Genomic DNA, 24,900 nt, shown 5'->3' on the forward strand with positions numbered 1-24,900 from the left:
GACCCCGCCTTCAAGCCAAGCCGCGGCGGGCGAGGAAGCTGTCGAGGCGGGCGAGCCCCTCCACGAGGTGTTCGGTCTTCACGCCGATGCCGACCCGGATGTGGTTCTCGATCCCGAACCAGCTTCCGGCCACCACGAAGACGCTTTCCTCTTCCCGGAACGCATTGGACAGAGCCTCCGAGGGCATATCGAATTCATAATGCAGGAAGGCCATGCCGCCGGCGGCAGGACGCTGCCAGGACCAGCGGTTCCGCTTCTCGATCCAGCGCTGGACGACGTCCGCGTTCTCGCGCAGCAGGGCCCGTCCCCGGGCCAGGATGCGTTCGCGGTTCCCCGGCTCCATCACGGCTGCACCGACGATCTGGCTGAGAATCCCGCTGCCGATGGTGGTGTAGTCCTGCCGCTCTGCAGCTTCCTCGACAACCTCCTCAGGCCCGACGATCCAGCCGAGGCGCAGCCCCGGACAGGCGAAGGATTTAGACAGGCTGCTGGTGACGATGACGCGGTCGTAGCTTCCATAGAAGGTTTCCGTCTCCGCCCCGTCGATCTCGCCGCCGCGATAGATCTCGTCGACCATAAGCCAGGCTCCTGCCCTGCGCGCGGTCTCCAGCAGAACCTCTCGGCTGCGAGGCGAGAGAACGGCACCCGTCGGGTTGCCCGGATTGGTCACGGCAATCAGCTTCACGCCCCCGTTCGCTGCCTGCGCGAGCGCAGCCGGATCGATCTGCCATCCCTGATCCGGAAGGAGAGGCAGCCGCTGAACATTCATGCCAAGAGCGCGTCCGAGGCCATCGACCTGCATGAAGTTGGGAACAGCGAAGAGAACCTTGTCACCCGGATCCACCATGGCCATCAGGGTGATCATCGTTGCTTCCGAGGAGCCGTTGGTCACCAGGACGTTGGAGGCCGACGCACCCGGATACCAGCTCGCGATCGCGGATCTCAGATCGGGCCTGCCATCCGTCCAGCCATAGCCGAGCGGCAGGCGCAGCAGCGCCTGCGCGGAATCCGCCGGCATGATCTCCTCGATGGTGCAAGGATGCACGCCGCTTTCGGTGAGATTGATCTCGACGCCGTTCTCGAAGAGCGTCTGGTTCCGTTCCATGAGGAAGGTGTCGAACTGCACGATTGCTCCAATCAGGAAATGACAGCGCTCAGGCGCCGACCAGACCCGGACCATGGCAGGAGAGATTTTAAACCGTCAAGTCCAATTTGGACTTTCGTGTCTAATTCCATGATGCTACAGAGCCTTGATATCTTGCTCAGCCTGACGGGGATTCCATGGAAATCGAAGAGTTCACTCTCGAGCGCATTCAATCGCTCTATGAGAACACGGTCGAGTACAACCTGTCCGACAGCGGCGTGCATCCCTACTCCCTGCGTGAACTCCTGACGCCAGAGCAACAGGAACAACTGCTCGACGTGGAACTGGGCTACGGCTGGACGAACGGGCGCGTGGAGCTGCGGCAGGCCATCGCCCGGCTGTACAGCAACAGGACAGACGACGAGGTGATCGTCACCAATGGTTCGGCCGAGGCAAACTTCCTCCTCGTGATGTCGCTGCTCGAACCGGGCGACGAGCTCGTTGTCTTCGTTCCGAACTACCTGCAGATTTGGGGCTGGGCCCGAGCCATCGGGGTGACCGTGAAGGAGGTTCTCCTCCGGGAAGAACTGGGTTGGACCCCCGATCTCGACGATGTGCGCAAGGCCGTATCGGCGCGCACGAAGATGATGACGATCTGCAACCCGAACAATCCGACAGGCAGCGTCCTGTCCCACGAGACAATGGACGGGCTCGTGGTGATTGCCCGCGAGCATGGAATCTACCTGCATGCTGATGAGGTCTACAAGGGAGCGGAGCTGGAGCAGGACGAGCCTCCGAGCTTCGCCGACCTCTACGAGAAGGCCATCATCACCAGCGGCCTCTCGAAGGCGATGGCGCTCCCCGGCCTGCGCATCGGCTGGCTCGTCGGGCCGGCGCCGGAGATTTATGCCTCATGGCAGAGTAAGGATTATACCTCGATTACGACCGGAGCCGTCAGCGAATTCGTGGCTGAGATCGTCGTGGAACCCGCAAAGCGGCAGGAAATCCTGTCCCGCAGCAAGCGCATCCTGCGCGAGAATCTCGCCCTCCTGCAAGGTTGGGTTGACGAGAACAGCGACCTGTTCTCGTTCGTCCCGCCCAAGGCCGGCGGCATGGCGTTCCTCCGTTATGCCATGCCGATGAACTCGACGGAACTGGTGCATCGGCTGCGTGAGGAGCGCGGCATCATGCTGCTGCCGGGCGATGTCTATGGCATGGATCATTACATCCGAGTCGGCATCGGCGCTCCAGCCCATCATCTGGAGGCAGGCCTTCAGCGCCTTGCGGCGTTCGTGCGCACGAAACTCACATGACACAGGCGCAGAAGGCCTCTCCGGGAACGGACCTTGCGCCGGAGCTTGCGGCCTATGCTCCGGTATGCGACGCCATTGCCCTGCTCTTCCAGCCCTATGCGGAAGTGGTCCTGCATGATCTTTCGTCGGAGACGGTTGTCCACCTGTCGAACCCGTTCTCCAAACGAGAACTCGGCGAGCCGTCACTCCTGCATGAGATCGATTTCAAACCGTCCGACGGCATCATCGGTCCTTATGAGAAGGTGAACTGGGACGGACGGCGCATCAAGTCGGTCAGCGCGGTTCTTCGTGCGGGCACCAAAGGCATCGGCATTCTCTGCATCAACGTCGATGTGTCCCATTTCCATGCCGTGATGCAGACGCTGACGGCCTTGGTGGCCGTCCCCCAATCTGCGGAGAAGCCGGCGTCCCTGTTCAAGGAGGATTGGCACGAGCGTATCAACGAGTACATCCGGAGCTGGACCCGTGAGCGCGGGCTCTCCATCGCGGACATGACGCGCCTGCAGAAGCAGCAGCTCGTCGCCGATCTGGCTGGCGACGGCGCCTTCGGCGGGCGTAATGCGGCAGCCTACATCTCTCGAATACTCGGCTTGGGCCGCGCTACGGTCTACAACTATCTTCGCAAGAAGGATCAGGCTTGAGGAGGTAGGAGCGCGTCGCGCACGGCTCGCCAGCTTGCCTCGTCCGGCGCGCTGATGAGGCCGCCGCTCCGGTTGGCCGGACGGTAGGGAGAGCCGTCGAAATGCGCCGTGTAGCCGCCGGCTTCGCGATGGATCAGCCAGCCGGCCGCGTGGTCCCAGGGCATGACACTGGACGAGAACGAGAAGTGCAGGTGCCCTGCCGCGATAAGCCGATAGGTATGCGCCGCGCAACGGAGATCGGCCGCCATGGCGACCTTCGGGAGGCTGGCCGTCACAACAGGCCGCAGAGTCTCGGAAAGGTAGCGCCAGGAGACGTTGCCTGCCATCCCGGCGAGCGGAACGGCGGCTGAGACACCAAGGGCAGTGGTGCTGCCGTCGGGGCGCTGCATCCAGGCTCCCTCGCCACGAACAGCCATGGCCCAATCGTCCGAGATCGGATCAAGGATCACGCCGCAGACCACCTCCCCCTTCGTCGCGACGGCCGCCATGACGCCGAACAGTGGTAGACCGGAGGCAAATTTGAGCGTGCCGTCGACCGGATCGAGGATGAAAGCGAGGTCTGCCTTGTCCAGATCATCGAGCAGCCGGGGATTGCGGCCGACGCCCTCCTCTCCGACAACGAGGGCTGTGGGGAACATGCGTTGAAGTTCCGCCTCGATCATCCGTTCGGCCGCTTCATCCGCGTCCGTCACGAGGTCGAGCTGCGAGGTCTTGGTCCGAACGGCATCAGCGGAGAGGTTCCGGAACCGCGGCAGAATCTCCGCCTGTGCCGCGGTTCTGAGAAGCTTGGCGACGCTTATAGCGTCGGATCGAGAGAAACTCATCAGGCTTGTCATCTAAATCATCTCGAGCGGGCGCTTGCGTTTCGGCACAGGGAAGTCGGCGTCGATGGCCGCCAAGTCATCAGGAGTCAACCGGATCTCCAGAGCCTTATGATTGTCACGTACATGCTGCACGCTGGACGCCTTCGGAATGGCGATCACTCCCGACCTGTTCAACAGCCACGCCAGTGCAATCTGGAATGGACTTGCCTGATGCTCGAGTGCGATTGCCTGCAGCGCACCGCTTCGGGGAAGCCTGCCCTGCTCGATCGGGCTGTAGGCCATCAATGGCATGCGGCGAGCCGCCATCCATGGGATGAGATCGAACTCAGGGCCTCGCCGCGTCACATTGTAGAGAACCTGGTTGGTGGCGCAGTTCTCTCCCGCCGGTACGCCCAGCAACTCCTCCATGTCGTCCACGTCGAAGTTGCTGACGCCCCAGTGACGGATCTTGCCGGACCGGCGAAGCGCCTCGAAACCGGCGACCGTCTCCTCCAGCGGCACGCCCCCGCGCCAATGAAGCAGGTAGAGATCGAGGCGATCCGTCCTCAAGCGCCGAAGGCTGCGCTCGCAGGCCTCGATCACGCCCTGGCGGCTGGCATTGTGAGGATAGACCTTACTGACGAGGAAAATGCGCTCCCGGTCTTCGGACAAAGCCTCAGCCACCAGGTCCTCGGCGGCTCCCTCTCCATACATCTCAGCCGTGTCGATGAGAGACATTCCGAGCTCCACGCCGATGCGCAGAGCCTCGATCTCCTGTGCCCGCCCACTGGCCTTTTCGGCCATTTGCCAGGTGCCCTGTCCGAGCGTCGGAACGCTTTCGCCGTCCGGCAAGGTGACAGTCAGGCTCATCGTTAGCTCTCCTTGGGCAGTCGCCTCCCCCGTCCGATCTGGAAGCCGCCCGCACTCAGGCAAGCCGGCGAACTCCAAGAAGATTTTCGGGCACAAGCGCTATTGCAGGCGGGGGGTCTTCATGAAGCGGCCTCTGTCCGCCGATCTGACAGTCACGTCGAACCTGTCGCCTTCCCGCTCGAGGGTCAAGGGAACGTCGACACCGGCTGGGCCGAGCGCCCAGATGGCCCTGTAAAACTCCGCCAGCGAGGTCACGCTCTGATCGCCAACTGCATGAATCTGATCGCCGGCTCTAAGGCCGGCCCGCTGTGCCGGAGCATCCCCTGCCAGACCGATGATCGTAAGCTCGTCGTCCTCGGCCTCCGCAACATAAAACCCCAGCCAGGGTCGTGGCTCGCGCTTGACTCGGCCAGTCGTCAGGAGGTCATCGAGGATGGGCTTCAGGAGATCGATAGGCACGCTCATGTTGAGGGGCACGACAGTTCCGCCGGAGGCTTGGTGCTGGAGTTGGAGGGAGCCGATACCCATGAGATCGCCCCGCGGTCCGATCAACGCTGTTCCACCCCAATTAGGGTGGGCCGGCGCGGTGAAGATGGCGCTGTCGATCAGATATTCCCAATAACCTGCAAATTCCTGGCAGGCGACCACTTGGGCCGAGAGAGAATGGATCTGCCCTCCGCTTCCCCCTACGACCACTTGCTCCCCAGACTTCAGACGCCGGGAATCTCCAAGAGCCAGAACAGGCACGCCCAGCGGCGCGAGCGCCTGCACCAGGCCGAAGCCGCTCTCGTAATCGTAGGCGATCACATGCGCCTCTACGACCCGCCCCCGGTTGGTGGTGAGCCAGACCTCTTCCGCCTCGGCAATGAGATACCCGATGGTCACCACCAGGCCGTCGTCCCGGATGACCACGCCCTGCCCCGCCCGTTCGACACCAAGTGTCTCAGCGGTAAAAGCATCATCGGGAACGCGAGCCCGCAGGGAAACCACGGCTGACAAAGCGTTTTTCAGATCGTAGTCGAGAAGCCTCGGATCGGGCTGGAATTCAGGAGGGATTTCCCATTCGTCGGGTGGCTGCATGAAAAACTCCCCGGTCTCTCCACCGAGAGCCTGCACCCTTTCAACATGGCAGGAAAAACCAGCCCTTCAACAGCCCCCTCCCTTTTTGACGCACAAAAAGGCGTGTTCTCAGGATGGGTTGAGCCTGTTCCAGATTCCGCCGCGTCTCCGGAAGGACAGGCGCAGGGCCCAGGGATGCAGGAACTGGATCTGCTAGACGTTCTCCAGCGATCTGGCTGGAGGCGTGTCCTGCTTTACCCACTGCCCCTGCTCCTGGCGCCGTTCCAGCATTCTGATGGCTTGTCGCGCATAGAGGCGAAACTCGTGTTTCAGGGTCCTGGAGGCGTCCTCCCAAGCTCCCGTCTCTTGCCGAGCGGCAAAGAACGCTCGGGCAATATGCTCGATCTCAAGATCCACCTGATCCACCTTTGCCCCCATGGAGAAACTGTTGCGTCTCTCTCACGGCACACGGAACGATGCCGGTGCGTTAACCGCCAAGGTGTCTGATTTGCGGGCATGTGTCTGTATCAAAAAAGACACGGACTGAGGGCTTTGAAGCAGGTCTGGAATGCAGCCTCCCTTCGGGGCGACTATGCCGCTTGGGCCTTTGAGAGGAAGTGATCGATGTCCTGCCTCAGCCGCTGCAATTGCTGATCCAAGGTCTGCTTGGCATTCGACACTTGGTGAGCCGCCGACGCGGCGGAAGCTGTGGATCCGGACAGAGCCTCGATGCTGCGCACAACCGCATGGGTATGGCCGGTCGTCTGGTTGACGTTCACGGCAATCTCCGACGTGACGGCGGCCTGCTCTTCGACCGCAGCGGCGATCGCCGTCGCGATGCCGCTCAGATCATCCATGATGCGCCCGATGTCGTCGATATCAGCAACGCTTTGCCGGGTTGCCTCCTGAATTGCGCCGATGCGGGAGCCAATCTCTGTCGTGGCTTTGGCAGTCTGGTTCGCCAGGGTCTTGACCTCCTGGGCCACCACGGCAAAGCCCTTGCCCATCTCTCCAGCCCGGGCCGCTTCGATGGTGGCATTTAGGGCGAGCAGATTGGTCTGAGCGGCTATTCTCTCGATCAAATCGACCACGTCTCCGATCTGCCGCGCCTGCTCGGCCAAGCCGTTGACGGTGTCCTTCGTTCGCCGGGAGCTCTGCAATGCGTGTCGCGCAACATCGGCGGAGCGGCTGGCCTGCTGCCCGATCTCGCGCACCGATGAGGCAAGCTGTTCCGTGGCCGCTGCACCGGACTGCATGTTAGATGCGCTCTGCTCTGCCGCGCTTGTCACCTGAGTTGCAAGGCTGCTGGCATTGGTTGTGGCAGCGTCGAGAGCCGCTGCACTCTCGGAAAGGGCTCCACTCGCCAAGCCTGAAATCTGCAGGCTTTCCTGAACAGCACGGGAGAACGAAGTAACAGCCTCTGACAGTATCTCCCCCTTCTTCTGCCGCTCCTGAATGAAGGCGCTCTGGTACACGGAAATTGCGAAATCCATATCCAGCATAACGGCGCGGTTCACGACCGTGAGCTTACGCGCCAGCAGGGATCCATTAAAGCGGTGCTTCTTCGCGAGAGCGCTGACAAGTTCGTTCAAAATGAAAGCATAGCCACCGATATACCACCGAGGCTCAAGACCGATTTTGTTGTGAACGAGGCCGATGCGGTTGATGCCTTCAATATAGGCGGCATCGAAACTGCCGCTGAACAGGCGGCCCCAATGCTGCAGCTGGGCTGATACAAGGCGCGATTGCTGCGCTCCAATCAGCTTGGACAGCTGCGGCTGCTGATGCATGTGCTCATAGAATCGCTCGAGGATCTTCGGCAGGACAGGGTGAATGTCCTGCCAGACCGAACGCAGTTCCCGACGAACGCCGTCATCAATGCCGATAAATCCGAGCCGGTCTGAAATCGTCTTATCGTAGTGCAATGATCGTACTCCAGCCATTGGAGTGCCTATAGACATTCAGGCTTGGTTGGAGCTTGCAAAGCTTCTTCCTGCTGACTTCGGAATTCTCGGAATGTTATGCTTTGCGGCTTCCCATATCCGATCTGCAACCAAGGCCAGGATGGCGCGTTGATCTGAGCAGTTGTGGGGCTACACATGATCAACAGCGCAACAAGATATCTCTACTCGCCAAGTGCTGACCGGAGCGCGATGCACTACCGCAGCAACACCCCTTCGCTTCCGGCTGACGTTCAGGACCATCTCGGCCAGTTGCTGAGGGCAGAATACTATGAGCGCAGCGACAAACCGCGTTTCCTGGGCGACCCTGCACTTCCGCTTGAATTCGACCCCTATCTTCAGCGCCTCGATCAGAAAGAGAGAGCATTGAGAGCTGCAAGGATCGGTGAGCAAGGAAAGCAAGCCGTCGCTGCTGCCCTTTTGAGGCTTGATGCTTAAGACACTGACAGATGTCAAAAACCCTGCAGGAATATTATCCGATTGACTGACCCTGGATTCCTCCACGGCAGTTGGATGCAGGACCTCCGAACGGGTCGTGGAACTCTTTTCATGAGTTGGCACTTCAAAGACCATGAGAGCCATTAGCGGCAGAGCTGTTCTGAGACAGGCGTTCAGGCACTTGGAACATGAGGTGCCGGGAAAAGTCGCACGCGTACTCCGGAGCCTTCGTCACCCTGAGGCCAAGTGGATCAGGCTGCCCATCGGGGTTCTCTTCGTCTTCGGAGGAATCTTCTCGATCCTGCCCGTTTTAGGCCTATGGATGCTGCCTTTGGGCCTGCTGCTGATGGCCTATGACATCCCCTTCCTGCGCAAGCCCGTCGGCCACTTTACAATCTGGGCTATTCATAAGTGGGCTGCGCTCAAGCAGCGCTTCTTTCCAGAGCGCCCCCACCGGTAGCGGGGTCTGCAAAGCCGCTTTAGGCGCTGAAGTCCTATCGATCCGGAAGAATGCCTCCGAGTTCGTCCTCGATATAAATCGAGATAATCTCCTCGAAACTTCCCTCTGCCCGAAAGCCCAAGCTTTGAGCCCTTTGAGCATTGAAGCGCCGGGGCCAGCCTTCAACGAAGCGTACGATATCTGGGTCGATCTCGTGACGGATCCGGGCGACGCAGCGCTCCCCGGCGATCCGCCTGAGGGCGTCGATCTGCTCCGCAACCGTCACCGACACGCTCGGCATTGTCAGATTTCGGCGAGGCCCGACCTGAGAGAGGTCGAGGGTTGCCGCGTGGATGAGGAAATTGACGGCGGATCGCGGCGAGGCGTGGGAATGCCGCACATCCATCGGCACCGGCAGGATGGCCTCCTGCCCGTTCAAAGGCTCTCGGATGATGCCCGAGAAGAACCCTGAGGCAGCCTTGTTGGGCTTGCCGGGGCGCACGCAGATCGTCGGCAGCCTGATCCCGATGCCGTCGAAGAAACCACGCCGCGAATAGTCGGCCAGCAGCAGTTCGCCGATGGCCTTCTGGGTGCCATAGCTCGTGAGAGGAGTGAGGAAGAAGTCGTCGTCGATCGCCTCCGGAAATGGCGCTCCGAAGACGGCAATGGATGACGTAAAGACCAGCCGTGGCCGATACCCGTCTCCGACACGCCGGATGGCATCGAAGAGGAACCGGGTGCCGTCCAGATTGATCCGGTACCCCTTGTCCAGATCGGATTCCGCCTCGCCGGAAACGATTGCCGCCAAATGAAAGATGACATCCGGGTGAGTTGCCACCAGGCGCTCCGCCTCTCCCGGGAGGGAGAAGTCGGATGTCAGGGTATCGATCGGGAATGGCGCCTCAGGCCGCTCGGGCTCGACCACGTCATGCAGGACGAGACGTGTGATCTCCTGCCCGCCGAGATCCCGTTCTTTCACCAGACGCTCGACGAGCTTGCGGCCGACCATTCCGGCGGCTCCGAGAATGAGGATCTGCATTGGTCAAAATCCCTTCTTCAGGAAATCCGCGGCAGGTTGTCGGGAGTCTCAAACCCGAATGAAAGAAGCGTATGTGGCGCCGCTCAACTGCGGCGCCACGTTTTTCAGGAGAGGAGGGTTACTTCCCGCGAACCTTGGTCAGTTCATCCTGCATCATCTTCACGGTCTCCGGGCCAATGGTCGATGCATGCTTTTCCCAGACGCTCTTAGCCTGCTCACGCATGCGATTGGCTTCCTGAGCGTTCAACTCGTTGACCACGGTGCCCTCGCCCTTGATCTTGTTGAGCGAGGCTTCTGAGAGCTCGCGGGACACTTTGCGCTGCTCATCACGAGAAACGACGGCACAATCGCGCAAAGCCGCCTGCTCGTCCTTCGACAGTCCGTCCCAGAGCTTCTTTGAGTAGAGAACAAGGAACGGCGTATAGGCGTGACGGGTGACCGACAGGTACTTCTGAACCTCGTAGAACTTGGAGGTGTCGATCGTCACGAAAGGATTCTCCTGACCGTCAATGGCCTTGGTCTCCAGTGCCGTGAACACTTCACCAAAGGCCATCGGGACAGCATTGGCCCCCAGGGTCTTGAAGGTGTCGAGGAACACGTTGTTCTGCATCACCCGGACTTTGAGGCCTTTGAAGTCCTCCCATTTCTCGACCGGACGGCGCGAGTTCGTGAGGTTGCGGAATCCGTTCTCCCAATAGGCCAAGTTGACGAGCCCCACGGACTCGAGCTTCGCATCGATATGCTTGCCGAAGCTGCCGTCGAGGACCGCATCAGCCTCCTTCTCGTTGGCGAACAGGAACGGGAGATCGAACACGCCAAGGTCCGGCAGGATGCCGATCAGCGGAGAGCTCGAGGTAACGACCATCTCCTGAGTCCCCGAGCGAAGCGCCTGAGTCGCCTGCAGATCGCCACCAAGGGCATTGCCCCAGAAGCCCTGGACCTTCAGCTTTCCGCCTGACTTTTCGGTCAAGCAGGCTCTGAACTTCTCGACGCCCTTACCATTCGGATGATCCTCGTTCACGCCGTTGGAAAGACGGATGTTGCGCTCCGTGAACTGCGCATAGGCCGGAGCCGCCGCAAGAATGGTCGCTGCGACACCTGCAGCAAGGGTAAATTTGAATGCCTTCATGATTGTTTCCTCTCTTTGTTTTAACTTCAGCCGGCTTACCGCCCCCGCAACCAAGCGAGGGGCACCATTACCAGTTCGGGGAACACGATGAGCAGGACGAGCACGACCAACTGGGCTATCAGGAACGGGTTGACGCCTCGGATCACGGCTCCCATCGGCACGCGGGCAACGCCGCTCACGACGTTAAGCACGATTCCGACCGGGGGCGTGATCAATCCAATCGCATTGTTGATGATGAACAGGACGCCGAAATAGACCGGGTCAATGCCCGCCTGCTTGACGATCGGCATCAGAACCGGAGTCAGGATCAGAACGGTCGGGGAAAAATCCAGCGCCGTCCCGACAATGACGACGAGGAACATCAGGGCGAACATGAGCAGGGTCTTGTTGCCCATCAACGGCTCGATGAGCCCGCTGATCTCGCCCGGAATATTCGCCTGGGTGATCAGCCAGGCGGACACGAGTGCGGCTGCCACGAGGAACATCACCACGGCAGTGGTTTTGGCTGCCGTGAGAAACACCCCGTACAGCATCGAAGGCTTTAGCTCGCGATAGACGAACATGCCGATCAGGAGAGCATAGACGGCGGCCAGGACGGCCGCCTCTGTCGGCGTCACGATACCCCACTTGATCCCTCCCAGGATCATGACAGGCATCAGGAGCGCATAGAAACCGTCCACGAAGGCCTTGCCGCGTTCCCTCATCGTGGTGCGAGGGAACTTTTGCATCTTGTCTCGTCTGCTGACGATCGCCCACGCGACGACAAGAGAAATACCCATCATCAGTCCGGGAACGATGCCGGCCAGGAACAGCTGCGAAATCGAGACGTTGGCGGCAACGCCAAAGATGATGAAACCGATGGAGGGCGGGATCACGGGAGCGATGATACCCCCGGCTGCGATGAGGCCGGCGGCGCGGGGAATATTGTATCCCGCATCTCGCATCATCGGGATGAGAATCGCCGCAAGAGCGGCCGTGTCCGCGGCAGCGGAACCCGACAGGGCAGCGAGGATCAGGGCCGCCACGATGGTGACATAACCAAGTCCGCCGTGGATATGGCCTAAGCACGCGAGGGCGAAGTTGACGATGCGCTTCGAGAGCCCTCCGACATTCATCAGTTCTCCGGCCAAGAGAAAGAACGGAACAGCCAAGAGCTGGAAGTTGTCTGCTCCAATGATCATGTTCTGCGCCACGATCTGGCTGTCGAAGTTGCCGAGCCAGAGCATGAGTGCCAGCGCGCAGACGATGAGCGCGAAGGCGATCGGCATTCCTAGGGACATAGCCCCCAGAAGCGATGAGAGGAATACGACGATGGTCACTCGAGGTGTCCTCTCAGATTTTGGGCTTCATCGTCACTATAATCTCCCGCGAAAGCCCGAAGCTCCTGATCACTCAGGCGTCCGGTGAGAACCCGCAGAATGCGCAGCGCTGCCATGAGGCCGAGCCCGATGCTTGCGAAGAAGCCGACGCCGTAGACCCAGAGCATCGAAATCTCGGTGATCGGAGCATAATTGGTGGCATTGATTTCTGCCTGCTGCCAGGTCCCCCAGAAGAAGACGGCGCAGCACCCGATCACGAAAAGGTCCGACAGCACCATGCAGAGCTTACGTCCCCGATCGCCCAAGCGGGATACTAGGGTCTCCACGCCTAGATGGGCATTCTGCCGCCCCACGACGACGGCTCCGATGAACGTCAGCCAGACGAAGAAATACCGGGAGAGTTCCTCAGAAACGTCGATCCCGGTATCGAAGATGTAACGCAGGACCACGTTGCCGAATACCATGACGACCATGGCGGCCAGAAGGAGGACCAATAGTCCCTCCAGACCCTTGAAGAAGAAGGATACAGCCCTGTTCACCGTCACTCCCTGCTCTGCAGCGCCTGCACGCCCATTATTCTGTTCGCCTTGGAAGACTTTCAAGATCACACAAGGACAAAGTTTCGCTGATCTAAGGCTCAGCCTGAAGGAGTGTCAATTCGTTGCAGGATAGCCCCGGGGAGCCGGATGCTGGACCAAATGCCGGTTTCGAGGAAGTGTTTTTTTGTTACAAATCATACTTATGAATACCACCATGCATGTGCATTTCGGTGGATATCGCACCTCCTCACATAGGCGCGGCTCATTGAGTGCAACTGTTGTTCTCTGGTGTCTTTCATGCCCAGATGGGGCGCAGCCATGGCGGGAGTTCAATGAAGATCACGGGTGTCGAGACGATCCGTCTGCAGGAATTTGCGAACATCATCTGGGTTCGCATTCATACTGATGATGGCCTTATCGGTCTGGGCGAGACCTTCATGGGCGCCGCCGCAGTGGAAGCCTACATTCATGAGACCGTCGCGGCCAAGCTGGTCGGGCGCGACCCTCTCCAGATCGAGGCCATCAACCGCGACCTCCAGAACTATCTCGGCTGGAGATCGGCCGGGGTGGAAACACGGGGCAACTCGGCTATCGACATAGCCTTGTGGGATTTGTTCGGAAAGGCGCATGGAAGACCCATCTGCGACATGCTGGGCGGGCGATCACGGGACAGGATCCGGGTCTACAACACCTGTGCCGGGTACAGGTATATCCGTGACAGCCGAGCCCAGAAGGTGGCGAACTGGGGCGTCGGCAGTGCCGAGGGAGCCTATGAAGACCTGGAGGCGTTTCTGCACAAGGCTGATGATCTGGCGCATTCCCTGCTGGAACAGGGCATCACCGGCATGAAGATCTGGCCGTTCGATGTGGCAGCCGAGCGCAGCCACGGCTATGACATATCGCCGGCCGAACTCAGAACGGCCCTTGAGCCGTTTGCCAAGATCCGTAAGGCCGTCGGCGACAAGATGGACATCATGGTCGAGTTCCACTCCCTATGGAGCCTGCCGATGGCCAAGAAGCTTGCTGCGGCTCTCGCCGAGTTCGACACCTACTGGCACGAGGACCCGTTCCGCCTCGACAACGTCGGCGACCTCAAGGAATATGCCCGGCACTCGAAGGCATGGATTTGCGCATCGGAAACCCTGTCCTACACTCACGCTTTCCGGGAATATCTCGAGACCGGGATTGCTGGCGTCGTCATGCTCGATCTGTCCTGGTGCGGTGGCCTCACCGAAGCTCGCAAGATTGCAGCCCTCGCCGAGGCCTGGCATGTGCCGGTTGCACCGCATGATTGCACTGGGCCGGTGGTCTATGCAGCGTCCTGCCACTTCTCCCTGCATGCGAGAAATGCTCTGATCCAGGAGAGCGTCCGGGCATTCTACACCGGTTGGTATACCGAGTTGGTGACGGAACTGCCCACCGTCACGAACGGGGAGGTCACGGTCAACATGAAGCCGGGTTTAGGTCTGGAATTGTTGCCGGACCTCTGCAGCCGACCGGATGCGATCGTCAGACTATCCAAGGGCTCATAGTTGAAGCTTGAACGAACATTTGAATGCACGGAATGCCATGAGCGATTTGATCGATGCTTTGAAAGCCGTCCTCGGATCTCAGGTTAGAACGGGCCTCGATATCCCCCTGCGCAATCATGCCGACGCCAGTGGGCTCCCGCCCACTCCTCCGAAAGCATTGATCTTGCCGCAGACGACCGAGGATGTCGCCGCAGCGCTCCGGATCTGCCACGAACATGGCCACCCTGTCGTTACCCAGGGGGGCCTGACAGGACTGGCTGGCGGCGCGCACCCTCAGGCGGGAGAGATCGCCCTCTCGCTGGAACGCATGAACGGCATTGAGGAAATCGATGCAGCCAGTGCGACGCTTACGGCTCTTGCCGGCACGCCGCTGGCTGCCGTGCAGCAAGCCGCCGACGAGGCCGGCTATCTATGCGGGATCGATCTCGGCGCGCGAGGCACTTGCACCATCGGCGGCAATGCCGCCACCAATGCCGGCGGCAACCAGGTGCTGCGCTACGGGATGGCGCGCCGCAACATCCTTGGCCTGGAGGTCGTTCTTGCGGACGGCACCATCGTCCGTTCGCTCAACAAGATGCTGAAGAACAACGCCGGCTATGACTGGACGCAGTTGTTCATCGGAAGCGAAGGAACTCTCGGCATCATCACACGGGTGGTGATCGGGCTGCACCCTAAGCCTCTAGGCCTGCAGACTGCGCTCTGCACCGTCAGAAGCTTCGAGGATGGCTTGCTCCTGCTGCGTCAGTTCCAGCAAGCTCATCCTGGACGCCTGCTCGTATTCGAGGCCATGTGGCGTGAATTCATGACGGTCGCGACAGAGATCTGCGGCCTTCCGCATGCATTCGAAGACGAGCATGACGTTACGCTCCTGATCGAGGCTGACATGGGGGAGGATCCGACGGGAACCGAAGCGTTCTCGCTCTTCTTGAGCGGCCTCTACGAGCAGGAGCTGATCAAGGACGCTTTGATCGCCCAATCCCGCGCGGATCGGAGCCGGTTCTGGGCCTACCGGGAAACACCCTATGAATACGGCCGCTTTCTGCCCGAGGAGATCCGCTTCGATGTGAGTGTTCCACTCGACAGGATGACGGAGGCGGTCACATATCTGCGTGAGGAAATGCCCAAGCGCTGGCCGGAGGCCATATGGGTGGTCTTCGGGCATGTTGCCGACAGCAACATCCATATCAACGTGGCCATTCGGGACATGGATGAGGAGATCAAGAAAGGCGTTCAGAACCTCGTCTATGACCTCATCTCACGCCTCGGCGGCTCAGTGTCGGCCGAACACGGCATCGGGCGCATCAAACGGCCCTATCTGCCGCTGAGCAGAACTGAACCCGAACTCGCCCTGATGGCCAAGATGAAGCAAACCCTTGACCCTGTCGGCATTCTCAATCCTGGCCGTGTGCTTTGAGTGCGGTCGGCAGCTCCTAGGCTTCTATAGATGACTATCGCAAAACTCTTCGACCTCTCCGGGCGGGTTGCCCTGGTGACGGGATCAAGCGGCGGGATAGGCTTGGCCCTCGCCCGAGGATTGGGCCAAGCTGGAGCAAAGGTCGTTCTCAACGGTCGCGAGCCGGGCAAGCTTGCACTGGCTGCAGAACGGCTCCGCCGGGAGGGTCTGCCGGTGCATGAGATGGCCTTCGACGTCACCGACAGCAGCGCAGTCAAGCCAGCCATCGACCGAATCGAGAATGAGATCGGCCCCATCGCCATCCTGATCAACAATGCCGGCATGCAGTTTCGCGCTCCCCTTGAAGACTATCCGGAAGATGCATGGCATGCCCTGTTGAAGACGAATGTGGACAGCGTCTTCTACGTCGGTCAGGCAGTTGCAAAACGCATGATTCCACGCGGACAGGGTAAGATCATCAACATCTGTTCGGTCCAGAGCGAACTCGGCCGCCCTTCCATTGCGCCCTATGCGGCCACGAAAGGTGCTGTGAAGATGCTGACCAAAGGCATGGCGATCGACTGGGGAAAGTACGGGCTTCAGGTCAATGGCATTGGACCGGGCTACTTCAAGACCGAACTGAATCAGGCACTCGTGGAAGACAAGGCTTTCTCCGACTGGCTGATCGGCCGCACTCCCTCACGCCGCTGGGGTGAGCTGGAGGATCTGGTCGGCGCCGCAATCTTTCTCGCCTCCGATGCATCGAAGTTCGTCAACGGGCAGATCATCTACGTCGACGGGGGAGTGACAGCATCACTCTGAGATGTGTGGAATGAAATGAGCGATTCGCGAATTTTGCTGCGATCCATCAGTCACGGCATTCAATGCTATCAAGAGAAACCCACCGTTAACCTGCCCCATATCTAGCCACTGGTGGTTGCGCTCCCAAACCAAACTGGTTAGCAACTACCCCTGTGATTTGCCGGACAAGCTGCTTGGGAGGTTTCCAATGCCCCACGGAGCGTATTGCGTTGCGTTCAAGCATGATCGCTGGACCGTCTCACATTTCGGCAGAGATCTAGGATCGTTCTATTTTCGCGCCAAGGCTCTGAAGTTCGCGGTCGAATCGGCATGCTGGTCGGCCGTATCGAACTGCCCGACCGTTTTCATTCTGGATCGTAGCGGCGATTTCTACACGGCATGGCAGGGCGACAGAGACGTCCTCACGGCGAAGCTATGACAATCTTGATCGATGTCCATGACTGCCATAGCTTCTCGTTCTTCAAGGAAGTTGAAGAATGAGGTCAACTACATAGGTGCTCACCCTCTAGACGGGTTTGATCAGCAAGGTTCGAGAGATCATGCTACGGCGGCCTCTGGCCGCGATGCCACATCATCCACCTCGACAGTCTCCGGCAACTTCATCAAGGCTTGGATCTTCTCCGCCAGGTCCGTCGCGCGGTAAGGCTTGTAGAGAAGATTGAGATCGTTCAGCGTCTCCTCCCCATCGAAGTATCCGGTCGTCAGTAGAACCTGAATCTCAGGGTGCTCACTTTGTATCAGGCGAGCAAGGTCAACGCCGCTCAAATCACCGGGCATTCGGACATCGGAGAGCACAAGAGATATATCTCTCCTCCTCTTCAGGTTCTTCAGGATCCGGGCAGCTTCGTCGCCGCTCTCGGCCTCCTGCACGGTGAAGCCGAGCGACCGAAGCGTCGACGTGGCGACCTGGCGGACGGCAGGATTGTCCTCGACCACCAGCACGGCCCGTCCTTCTCCGAAAGGCGTGGCAACGCGGGCATGGTTGTGGGAAGTGCTCTCGGTGATCTCATGGGAACGAGGGAGGAAGATGCGGATCGTCGTTCCGACATTCTGCGCACTTTCCACCTCGACTCGCCCGTGGCACTGCTGAACGAAACCATAGACCATGCTGAGACCGAGTCCCGTGCCTTTACCGCTTTCTTTGGTGGTGAAGAATGGTTCGAAAACCTTCTCAAGCACTTCAGGAGGCATTCCCACCCCGGTGTCCTGAACGGCGATCACTACATAATCGCCGCTTTGAAGGGGCTTCCCTTCTTCGACAATCTGGTTTGCAACGGTGATTGTCAGATCGCCGCCGTCCGGCATTGCATCACGGGCATTCACAGCAAGGTTCAGGAGAGCCGCCTCGAACTGAGCGCGATCAACCTGAATGGGCCAAATGTTCTCGTCAGCCTGAACGGAAGCATTGATGTTCTCGCCAAGCGTCCTGCGCATAAGCTCCAAGAGACTCGGCATGAGGCTCATCACGTTGATCGTCGACACCTGCAGCGCTTGGCGGCGGGAGAATGTCAGAAGCCTGTAGGTGAGATCTGCGCAGTGCTGCGCACTCTCCATGGCCATCCTGACCCGCCTCTCAGCCTTCTCGTTACCCTGGATGGATTTTTTCAGGAGGTCGAGATTGCCGATGACGACGCTCAGCATGTTGTTGAAGTCATGAGCGATACCACCTGTGAGGCGGCCAACGGCTTCAAGCTTGCTGGCATGGAGCAGGTTCTGCTCCATCTGCTTGCGCTCGGTGATATCGAACCACATTCCGAAGAACTCGCGTGGTCGCCCGTCATCATCTCGCATGAGAACTGTCTGGTCGAGAAAGTATCGCTCGACGCCATCTGCGCAGAGCCAGCGATACTCGAGACTGACGGACCCTTCTGCTTCCAAGCCCTTCAGTTCGTTCATAACCCTCCCCCGATCCTCGTCATTGAGCCGAGAGGACCAGAAATCAGAGCGTTCGAGGAAGGCATCCGGACCAAATCCGGTGATGCGCTCGATGCTTTCATTCGTAAAGTGAAGCTGCCGGTGGTCTTCCTGAACGGAGGCCGTATAGAGGGCGATCGGGAGCGACTGCAGAACGATCGACTGATGCTCCTCGCGACGCCGCAGGGCCTGCTCCGCCTTCAGCTTTTCACCGCGGACCCGCAGGTTTTCCATGAGCAGATGCCTCTCCTGCTCTGCCTGTCGGCGAATTTCCTCCGTCTTGCGGTAGAGATCGACAAAGATATCGACCTTGGATTTGAGGATTAGCGGCTCGATGGGCTTGAAGACGTAGTCGACCGCCCCTGCCGAGTACCCCTTGAAGACATGCATGTCGTCTTTGTTGAAGGCTGTGAGAAACAGGATCGGGACCCGTGACGACCGGGACCTGTTGCGGATCAGACTAGCCACTTCATAGCCGTCCATTCGTGGCATCTGCACATCGAGCAGGATGGCTGCAAAGTCACTTTGGAGAACATGGCGCAAGGCAGCCTCGCCAGAATTGGCAGTGACGATCTCCACACCGGGAGATCGCAGCACCTCTTCGACGGCGATCAGATTCCTGGGGTCGTCGTCGACAACCAGGATTTTGGCGGGAATCGGATCCGCCAGTGGACGAGCCGAGACCAAATGAAACTCATCCGGTCCCAGGCCCGTGTCCACCTGCCTAGCGTCTTCGATCATGAGCTCAACCCGATCCCTGCCGCACCATTGGGAACCGTCTTCCCTTCAGGGATATAGGTGCTCCGGCTCAATTGAACGCGAAGGACGGCGAGAAGCTGATCGATGTCCACAGGTTTCGACACGTAGTCCGTCGCACCCGCTTCAAGGCACTTTTCACGATCGCCTTTCATCGCCTTCGCCGTTACGGCGACAAGGGGGAGATCACGGTACTGGGGGAGGTTCCGGATCTCTCGCATGGTTTCGTAGCCGTCCATCTCCGGCATCATGATATCGACCAGGGCCACATCGACGTCGAGATTAGCCTGAAGCTTCTCGATTCCTTCCAGGCCGTTCTCCGCGAAGATGACGGATAGTCCATGCTGCTCGAGCGCACTCGTCAGCGAGAAAATATTTCGCATGTCATCATCGATGATGAGAACCTTGCGGCCATCGAGCGATCCATCAGCGCGATGTTCGACGATGATGTGCTTATCCTCCGGGATGGCGCTGATAGCCCGGTGGAGGAACAACGCCGTGTCGTTGAGGAGTCGTTCGGACGAGCCCTCACCCTTGACGATGAGAGTCGCGGCAATGTTCTGCAGTCGACGCTCTTCTGCCTTGGTCAGATCCTGGCCTGTATAGATGACGATGGGCAGTTCCTCACCACCCTTCGTGTTTCGGATGCGCTCTATCAGTTCAGCACCGGGCAGATCCGGCAAGCCGAGATCCACGATGGCACAATCGAAGGGTCGCGCCTGGATGACCTCCAGGGCACTCTCGGCAGTCCCCACGGCGGTGACGTCGACCTGCTCGCTCTTCATGAGCTCCGACAAGCTCATACGCTGGTTGTCATCATCCTCAACGAGGAGAAGCTTCTTTACAGGCCGGTCAATGAACTCCTTCGTGCGGTTGAGCGCGCCCATAAGAGCTTCGCGGTCGACGGGCTTCTCCAGGAAGCCGAAGGCACCGGCCTTGAGGCCCCGCTTCTTCTGATCATCGACCGAGATCACATGAATGGGAACGTGTCTCGTCCTCGGGTCGTGCTTCAAGAGGTCGAGGAGTGCCCATCCATCCATGTCAGGCAAGCCGATATCGAGGGTAATCGCGTGCGGCTTGTAGCGATGGGCTAAGGCCAGGGCCGAGGCGCCATCCATGGCGATGAGCCCCTTGAAGCCCTCCTCGCGTGCGAGTTCCAGCAGCACCGATGCAAACATTGCATCATCCTCGATGATGAGAACGATACGGTCGCCTAGGGTTATCGCGTGCCGATCATCGAGCGATGCGGAGAGTGCCATGGCCGCGGAAGGCTGCCGGATCATCGTTCCAGTCGCCTCCTCGGAAGGGGAGTAGGATCCGGCTGCGTCGCCATTCGATCGCGCCATGGAGGATGCGCCGAGGGCCCCATGGCTCGCGGGCGGCTCAACTGGAACGAAGAGCGTGAAGGTTGACCCGCTTCCCGGCGTGCTCGACACGACGATTTCGCCGCCGAGGAGCCGCGCGATCTCACGGCTGATCGACAGGCCGAGACCGGTTCCCCCGTACTTGCGGCTCGTGGTGCCGTCCGCCTGCTGGAAGGCCTCGAAGATGATGCGCTGCTTGTCCTCCGGAATGCCGATGCCGGTATCCGTAACGGACATGGCGATCCACTGGCTCCCGGCCCTCAGAGGCGAGCCCTCGGCGGACCCGATCTGAAGCGTAACTCCTCCGCGTTCCGTGAACTTGAAGGCGTTCGACAGCAGGTTGCGCAGCACCTGCTGCAGTCTCTTCGAGTCCGTTCTGATGGCGAGCGGGAGCTTCGGATCGACCTCAACGTGGAATTCGAGCTTCCTCTCCTCCGCCACCTGCCGGAACGTCCGATCCATGTTCTCGACGAGATCCTTGAAGGCGACGCTGGAGACCTCAAGGCTGACCGTTCCGGATTCGATCTTGGACAGGTCCAGGATGTCGTTGATGAGCGACAGGAGGTCGGAACCGGCCGCATGGATCGTCTTGGCGAACTCCTTCTGCTTGTCCGTGAGGTTGCCGTCTGAATTCTCCGTCAGGAGCTTCGAGAGAATCAGGAGCGAGTTGAGAGGCGTCCTCAATTCGTGGCTCATGTTGGCCAGGAACTGCGACTTGTAGCGCGAGGTGAGGGAGAGCTGTTCTGCCTTTTCCTCGAGCGCGGTCTTGGCAACGGAGACCTCCTGGTTCTTCGTCTCGACTTCCCTCTTCTGAAGCTCAAGCAGGCGTGCCTTGTCCTCAAGCTCCTCGTTGGTCTTCTGGAGTGCTTCCTGCTGCTGCCGCAGAAGTTCCTCCGACTGTCGCAGGGTCGCGGCCTGCTGCTCCAGGCGATCGTTGGTGTTCCGCAGCTCCTCCTGTTGGCTCTGAAGCTCGGTGGTGAGCAGCTGGGACTGCTTCAGCAGACCTTCTGTCCGCATGTTGGCCGCGATCGTATTGAGAACGATACCGATCGATTCCGTCAGCTGGTCGAGGAAGGACTGGTGGGTTTCGGAGAAGCGGTTGAACGAAGCAAGTTCGATCACCGCCTTCACCTCCTGCTCGAAAAGGACCGGCAGAACGATGATGTTGAGCGGCGGCGCCTGGCCAAGAGCCGAACCGATCGTGATGTAGTCGCTCGGCGCATTCGTGAGCAGAATGCGCTTTTTCTCGTAGGCCACTTGGCCGACCAGCCCTTCTCTGAAGCGGAAGCGGTTGGCCAGATGCTTTCTCTCGGTAAAGGCATAGGATGCGACGAGCTCCAGGGATGGCTCGTCACCATGGCTCTCCACCGTATAGAAGACGCCCTGCTGTGCGTTCACGAGCGGTGCAATCTCCGACAGGATCATGTTCGAGACGGTGGCGAGATCGCGCTCACCCTGCAGCATGCGGGTGAACTTGGCGAGATTGGTCTTCAGCCAATCCTGCTCCGCATTCTTGAGCGTCGTGTCGCGCAAGTTGCGGATCATCTCGTTGATGTTGTCCTTGAGCGCTGCAAGCTCGCCGAGGGCCTCCGCGGTGATCGACCGGGTCAGGTCGCCGCGCGTCACGGCCGTGGCCACTTCCGCGATGGCTCGCACCTGATTGGTCAGGTTGGCGGCGAGCTGGTTGACGTTGTCCGTGAGATCGCGCCACAGACCCGATACGCCCTCCACGCGAGCCTGACCGCCGAGCTTGCCTTCGGTGCCCACTTCCTTCGCGACGCGGGTCACTTCCGAGGCGAAGGAGTTGAGCTGGTCCACCATGGTGTTGATGGTGTTCTTCAGCTCCAGCATCTCGCCTTTCACGTCGACAGTAATCTTCTTCGACAGGTTGCCGTTTGCAACGGCTGTGGTCACGTCGGCGATGTTACGCACCTGACCGGTGAGGTTGGCCGCCATCATGTTCACGTTGTCGGTGAGGTCCTTCCAGGTGCCGCCGACGCCGCGGACCTGAGCTTGCCCGCCGAGCTTTCCTTCGGTGCCCACCTCGCGGGCCACGCGGGTCACTTCGGAAGCGAACGAGTTCAGCTGGTCCACCATGGTATTGATGGTGTTCTTCAGCTCGAGCATCTCGCCTTTCACATCGACAGTGATCTTTTTAGACAGGTCACCATTCGCGACTGCCGTCGTCACGTCGGCGATGTTACGGACCTGACCGGTCAGGTTGGCGGCCATCATGTTGACGTTGTCAGTGAGGTCCTTCCAGGTGCCGGCCACGCCCTTCACCTGGGCTTGCCCGCCCAGCTTGCCTTCCGATCCCACCTCGCGGGCCACGCGGGTCACCTCGGAAGCAAAGGAGTTGAGCTGGTCCACCATGGTGTTGATGGTCGATTTCAGCTCGAGCATCTCGCCTTCGACCACGACGGTGATCTTCTTCGACAAGTCGCCGGTCGCAACGGCGGTCACGACGTCGGCGATACCACGCACCTGACCCGTCAGGTTCGCGGCCATAAGGTTCACGTTGTCGGTCAGGCCTTTCCAGACGCCGCCGACCCCCTTCACCTGCGCCTGACCGCCGAGCTTACCCTCGGAGCCCACTTCCTTGGCGACGCGGGTCACCTCGGAAGCAAAAGAGTTCAACTGGTCCACCATGGTGTTGATGGTGTTCTTCAACTCCAAGAGCTCGCCGCGCACGTCGACCGTGATCTTCTTGGACAGGTCGCCATTCGCCACGGCTGTGGTCACGTCGGCGATGTTACGAACCTGGCCCGTCAGATTCGCCGCCATCATGTTCACGTTGTCGGTCAGGCCTTTCCAGACACCGCCGACACCCTCCACGCGAGCCTGACCGCCGAGCTTGCCTTCGGTGCCCACCTCGCGGGCCACGCGCGTCACTTCCGATGCGAACGAGTTGAGCTGATCCACCATGGTGTTGATGGTGTTCTTCAGCTCGAGCAACTCGCCGCGCACATCGACGGTGATCTTCTTCGACAGGTCGCCGTTCGCGACTGCCGTCGTCACATCTGCGATGTTACGCACCTGACCGGTGAGGTTGGCCGCCATCATGTTCACATTGTCGGTGAGATCCTTCCAGGTGCCGCCGACCCCTTTCACCTGCGCCTGGCCGCCGAGCTTTCCTTCCGTGCCCACCTCGCGGGCCACGCGGGTCACTTCCGATGCGAACGAGTTGAGCTGGTCCACCATGGTGTTGATGGTGTTCTTCAGCTCCAGCATCTCGCCTTTGACGTCGACGGTGATCTTCTTCGACAGGTCGCCGTTTGCCACCGCGGTGGTGACGTCCGCAATGTTACGCACCTGTCCCGTCAGGTTCGCCGCCATCATGTTCACGTTGTCGGTCAGATCGCGCCACAGACCGGCGGCGCCCGGCACGAGGGCTTGCCCACCCAGCTTTCCTTCGATACCCACCTCACGCGCCACGTTCGTCACCTGATCGGCGAAGGTGGCAAGCGTATCGATCATGCCGTTGATGGTATCCGCCAGCGCCGCGATCTCGCCCTTCGCATCTACGGTCAGCTTCCGGGTGAGGTTACCGACGGCAACGGCGGTCACGACCTCGGCGATGCCGCGCACTTGACCGGTCAGGTTGGCGGCCATCATGTTGACGTTGTCGGTGAGATCCTTCCAGGTGCCGGCCACGCCCTTCACCTGGGCCTGACCACCCAGCTTGCCCTCAGTGCCCACTTCCTTGGCCACGCGGGTCACTTCCGAGGCGAAGGAGTTGAGCTGGTCCACCATGGTGTTGATGGTGTTCTTCAGCTCGAGCATCTCGCCTTTGACGTCGACGGTGATCTTCTTGGACAGGTTGCCGTTCGCCACCGCGGTGGTGACTTCGGCGATGTTACGCACCTGACCGGTGAGGTTGGCCGCCATCATGTTCACGTTGTCGGTGAGGTCCTTCCAGGTGCCGGCCACGCCCTTCACCTGAGCCTGACCACCCAGCTTGCCCTCGGTGCCCACTTCCTTGGCGACGCGGGTCACCTCCGAGGCGAAAGAACTCAGCTGGCCCACCATGGTGTTGACCACCTTGCCGATGCGCAGGAACTCGCCGCGCAGGGGGCGACCTTCGATCTCGAGCTGCATGCTCTGGCTGAGATCGCCTTTGGCCACCGCGCCGATCACCCGGGCCACTTCGGTCGTCGGCTGGACGAGGTCGCCGATCATGGAATTGACGGAGTCGATGCACTCGCTCCAGCAGCCGCTCGCAGAGGACAGACGCCCGCGCTCTCCGATCCGGCCTTCCTTGCCGACCACCTTCGCAACCCGGTCCAGCTCCTGGGCAAGACCCTTGTTCAGGTCGGCTATGTCGTTGAAAGCCTCGGCAATTTCGCCGTCAATCCCGGTCAGATCAGAGGGAAGGCGTACGGAGAAGTCGCCTCTCCGGAATGCGCGTAAGGTTTTGAGCAGCAGCTTGGGATCAAGCTGCGAAATGGCGGTTTCGACTTGTGACATAAGGCCCCCCGTTACGCT

General features: G+C 60.0%; 18 protein-coding genes. 7 read left to right on the forward strand and 11 right to left on the reverse strand.

Going from position 1 to position 24,900, the window contains the following annotated elements; all coding sequences use genetic code 11:
* Positions 1 to 10 precede the first annotated feature (10 nt).
* Positions 11 to 1,126, reverse strand: coding sequence for an aminotransferase class I/II-fold pyridoxal phosphate-dependent enzyme (locus tag AC0QTX_RS11430; RefSeq protein ID WP_474603944.1), 1,116 nt, complete (start codon positions 1,124 to 1,126; stop codon positions 11 to 13).
* Positions 1,127 to 1,281: 155 nt separating this feature from the next.
* Between AC0QTX_RS11430 and AC0QTX_RS11435 the strand changes: the two genes are divergently transcribed.
* Positions 1,282 to 2,397 (forward strand): aminotransferase class I/II-fold pyridoxal phosphate-dependent enzyme, encoded by a 1,116-nt coding sequence (locus AC0QTX_RS11435; RefSeq protein ID WP_474603945.1) that lies wholly within the window; start codon positions 1,282 to 1,284, stop codon positions 2,395 to 2,397.
* Entirely contained in the window at positions 2,394 to 3,038 is a 645-nt protein-coding gene (locus tag AC0QTX_RS11440; protein ID WP_474603946.1) for a helix-turn-helix transcriptional regulator, read from the forward strand. Before AC0QTX_RS11435 ends, AC0QTX_RS11440 begins: the two co-directional genes overlap by 4 nt.
* Here the strand turns inward: AC0QTX_RS11440 and AC0QTX_RS11445 are convergent.
* From AC0QTX_RS11445 to AC0QTX_RS11460, 4 genes are all read right to left on the reverse strand, one after another.
* A complete protein-coding gene (locus AC0QTX_RS11445) occupies positions 3,029 to 3,862 on the reverse strand; it encodes an inositol monophosphatase family protein (protein WP_474603947.1) in 834 nt (277 codons plus the stop codon). The two genes, AC0QTX_RS11440 and AC0QTX_RS11445, sit on opposite strands and share 10 nt — an antisense overlap.
* Before the next feature lie 12 nt (positions 3,863 to 3,874).
* A complete protein-coding gene (locus AC0QTX_RS11450) occupies positions 3,875 to 4,711 on the reverse strand; it encodes an aldo/keto reductase (RefSeq protein WP_474603948.1) in 837 nt (278 codons plus the stop codon).
* A 99-nt stretch (positions 4,712 to 4,810) separates the two neighbouring features.
* Complete coding sequence (locus tag AC0QTX_RS11455; RefSeq protein ID WP_474603949.1) at positions 4,811 to 5,791, reverse strand: S1C family serine protease; 981 nt, start codon at positions 5,789 to 5,791, stop codon at positions 4,811 to 4,813.
* Between the two features lie 569 nt (positions 5,792 to 6,360).
* Positions 6,361 to 7,695, reverse strand: coding sequence for a protoglobin domain-containing protein (locus AC0QTX_RS11460; protein ID WP_474603950.1), 1,335 nt, complete (start codon positions 7,693 to 7,695; stop codon positions 6,361 to 6,363).
* Positions 7,696 to 7,869: 174 nt separating this feature from the next.
* On the opposite strand from AC0QTX_RS11460, the gene AC0QTX_RS11465 reads away from it, so the two are divergent.
* Positions 7,870 to 8,169: a hypothetical protein gene (locus AC0QTX_RS11465; RefSeq protein WP_474603951.1), complete on the forward strand. Its 300-nt coding sequence runs from the start codon at positions 7,870 to 7,872 to the stop codon at positions 8,167 to 8,169.
* Positions 8,170 to 8,362: 193 nt separating this feature from the next.
* A complete protein-coding gene (locus AC0QTX_RS11470; RefSeq protein WP_474603952.1) occupies positions 8,363 to 8,629 on the forward strand; it encodes a hypothetical protein in 267 nt (88 codons plus the stop codon).
* A gap of 34 nt (positions 8,630 to 8,663) precedes the next feature.
* Here the strand turns inward: AC0QTX_RS11470 and denD are convergent, their stop codons facing one another.
* The 4 genes from denD to AC0QTX_RS11490 form a co-directional block, all read right to left on the reverse strand.
* Positions 8,664 to 9,647, reverse strand: a complete 984-nt coding sequence (gene denD / locus AC0QTX_RS11475) for a D-erythronate dehydrogenase (protein WP_474603953.1) — start codon at positions 9,645 to 9,647, stop codon at positions 8,664 to 8,666.
* A 118-nt stretch (positions 9,648 to 9,765) separates the two neighbouring features.
* A complete protein-coding gene (locus AC0QTX_RS11480) occupies positions 9,766 to 10,776 on the reverse strand; it encodes a TRAP transporter substrate-binding protein (RefSeq protein WP_474603954.1) in 1,011 nt (336 codons plus the stop codon).
* Between the two features lie 35 nt (positions 10,777 to 10,811).
* A complete protein-coding gene (locus AC0QTX_RS11485; RefSeq protein WP_474603955.1) occupies positions 10,812 to 12,095 on the reverse strand; it encodes a TRAP transporter large permease subunit in 1,284 nt (427 codons plus the stop codon).
* The gene (locus tag AC0QTX_RS11490) at positions 12,092 to 12,634 is read right to left on the reverse strand and encodes a TRAP transporter small permease (protein WP_474603956.1); all 543 of its coding nucleotides are present in this window, start codon (positions 12,632 to 12,634) and stop codon (positions 12,092 to 12,094) included. Before AC0QTX_RS11490 ends, AC0QTX_RS11485 begins: the two co-directional genes overlap by 4 nt.
* A 332-nt stretch (positions 12,635 to 12,966) precedes the next feature.
* Here AC0QTX_RS11490 and AC0QTX_RS11495 point away from each other — a divergent pair, with 332 nt between their 5' ends.
* From AC0QTX_RS11495 to AC0QTX_RS11505, 3 genes are read left to right on the forward strand one after another with little or no spacing between them, the layout of a single operon-like run.
* Positions 12,967 to 14,166, forward strand: coding sequence for a mandelate racemase/muconate lactonizing enzyme family protein (locus AC0QTX_RS11495; protein ID WP_474603957.1), 1,200 nt, complete (start codon positions 12,967 to 12,969; stop codon positions 14,164 to 14,166).
* A 37-nt stretch (positions 14,167 to 14,203) separates the two neighbouring features.
* Complete coding sequence (locus tag AC0QTX_RS11500) at positions 14,204 to 15,580, forward strand: FAD-binding oxidoreductase (protein ID WP_474603958.1); 1,377 nt, start codon at positions 14,204 to 14,206, stop codon at positions 15,578 to 15,580.
* A gap of 30 nt (positions 15,581 to 15,610) precedes the next feature.
* The gene (locus AC0QTX_RS11505; RefSeq protein WP_474603959.1) at positions 15,611 to 16,381 is read left to right on the forward strand and encodes an SDR family oxidoreductase; all 771 of its coding nucleotides are present in this window, start codon (positions 15,611 to 15,613) and stop codon (positions 16,379 to 16,381) included.
* Between the two features lie 537 nt (positions 16,382 to 16,918).
* On the opposite strand, the gene AC0QTX_RS11510 is transcribed toward AC0QTX_RS11505, so the two are convergent.
* Positions 16,919 to 19,036: a response regulator gene (locus tag AC0QTX_RS11510; protein ID WP_474603960.1), complete on the reverse strand. Its 2,118-nt coding sequence runs from the start codon at positions 19,034 to 19,036 to the stop codon at positions 16,919 to 16,921.
* A complete protein-coding gene (locus AC0QTX_RS11515; protein ID WP_474603961.1) occupies positions 19,033 to 24,882 on the reverse strand; it encodes a HAMP domain-containing protein in 5,850 nt (1,949 codons plus the stop codon). Before AC0QTX_RS11515 ends, AC0QTX_RS11510 begins: the two co-directional genes overlap by 4 nt.
* Positions 24,883 to 24,900: the final 18 nt, after the last annotated feature.

Source organism: Microvirga sp. jy35 (genome assembly GCF_056148915.1).

Excerpts from the sequence above, each read along its gene's own strand:
- AC0QTX_RS11435 (WP_474603945.1), top strand. The coding sequence starts at position 1,282 with ATGGAAATCGAAGAGTTCACTCTCGAGCGCATTCAATCGCTCTATGAG.
- AC0QTX_RS11440 (WP_474603946.1), top strand. The coding sequence starts at position 2,394 with ATGACACAGGCGCAGAAGGCCTCTCCGGGAACGGACCTTGCGCCGGAG.
- AC0QTX_RS11445 (WP_474603947.1), bottom strand. The coding sequence starts at position 3,862 with ATGAGTTTCTCTCGATCCGACGCTATAAGCGTCGCCAAGCTTCTCAGA.
- AC0QTX_RS11450 (WP_474603948.1), bottom strand. The coding sequence starts at position 4,711 with ATGAGCCTGACTGTCACCTTGCCGGACGGCGAAAGCGTTCCGACGCTC.
- AC0QTX_RS11455 (WP_474603949.1), bottom strand. The coding sequence starts at position 5,791 with ATGCAGCCACCCGACGAATGGGAAATCCCTCCTGAATTCCAGCCCGAT.
- AC0QTX_RS11465 (WP_474603951.1), top strand. The coding sequence starts at position 7,870 with ATGATCAACAGCGCAACAAGATATCTCTACTCGCCAAGTGCTGACCGG.
- denD (WP_474603953.1), bottom strand. The coding sequence starts at position 9,647 with ATGCAGATCCTCATTCTCGGAGCCGCCGGAATGGTCGGCCGCAAGCTC.
- AC0QTX_RS11480 (WP_474603954.1), bottom strand. The coding sequence starts at position 10,776 with ATGAAGGCATTCAAATTTACCCTTGCTGCAGGTGTCGCAGCGACCATT.
- AC0QTX_RS11495 (WP_474603957.1), top strand. The coding sequence starts at position 12,967 with ATGAAGATCACGGGTGTCGAGACGATCCGTCTGCAGGAATTTGCGAAC.
- AC0QTX_RS11500 (WP_474603958.1), top strand. The coding sequence starts at position 14,204 with ATGAGCGATTTGATCGATGCTTTGAAAGCCGTCCTCGGATCTCAGGTT.
- AC0QTX_RS11505 (WP_474603959.1), top strand. The coding sequence starts at position 15,611 with ATGACTATCGCAAAACTCTTCGACCTCTCCGGGCGGGTTGCCCTGGTG.
- AC0QTX_RS11510 (WP_474603960.1), bottom strand. The coding sequence starts at position 19,036 with ATGATCGAAGACGCTAGGCAGGTGGACACGGGCCTGGGACCGGATGAG.
- AC0QTX_RS11515 (WP_474603961.1), bottom strand. The coding sequence starts at position 24,882 with ATGTCACAAGTCGAAACCGCCATTTCGCAGCTTGATCCCAAGCTGCTG.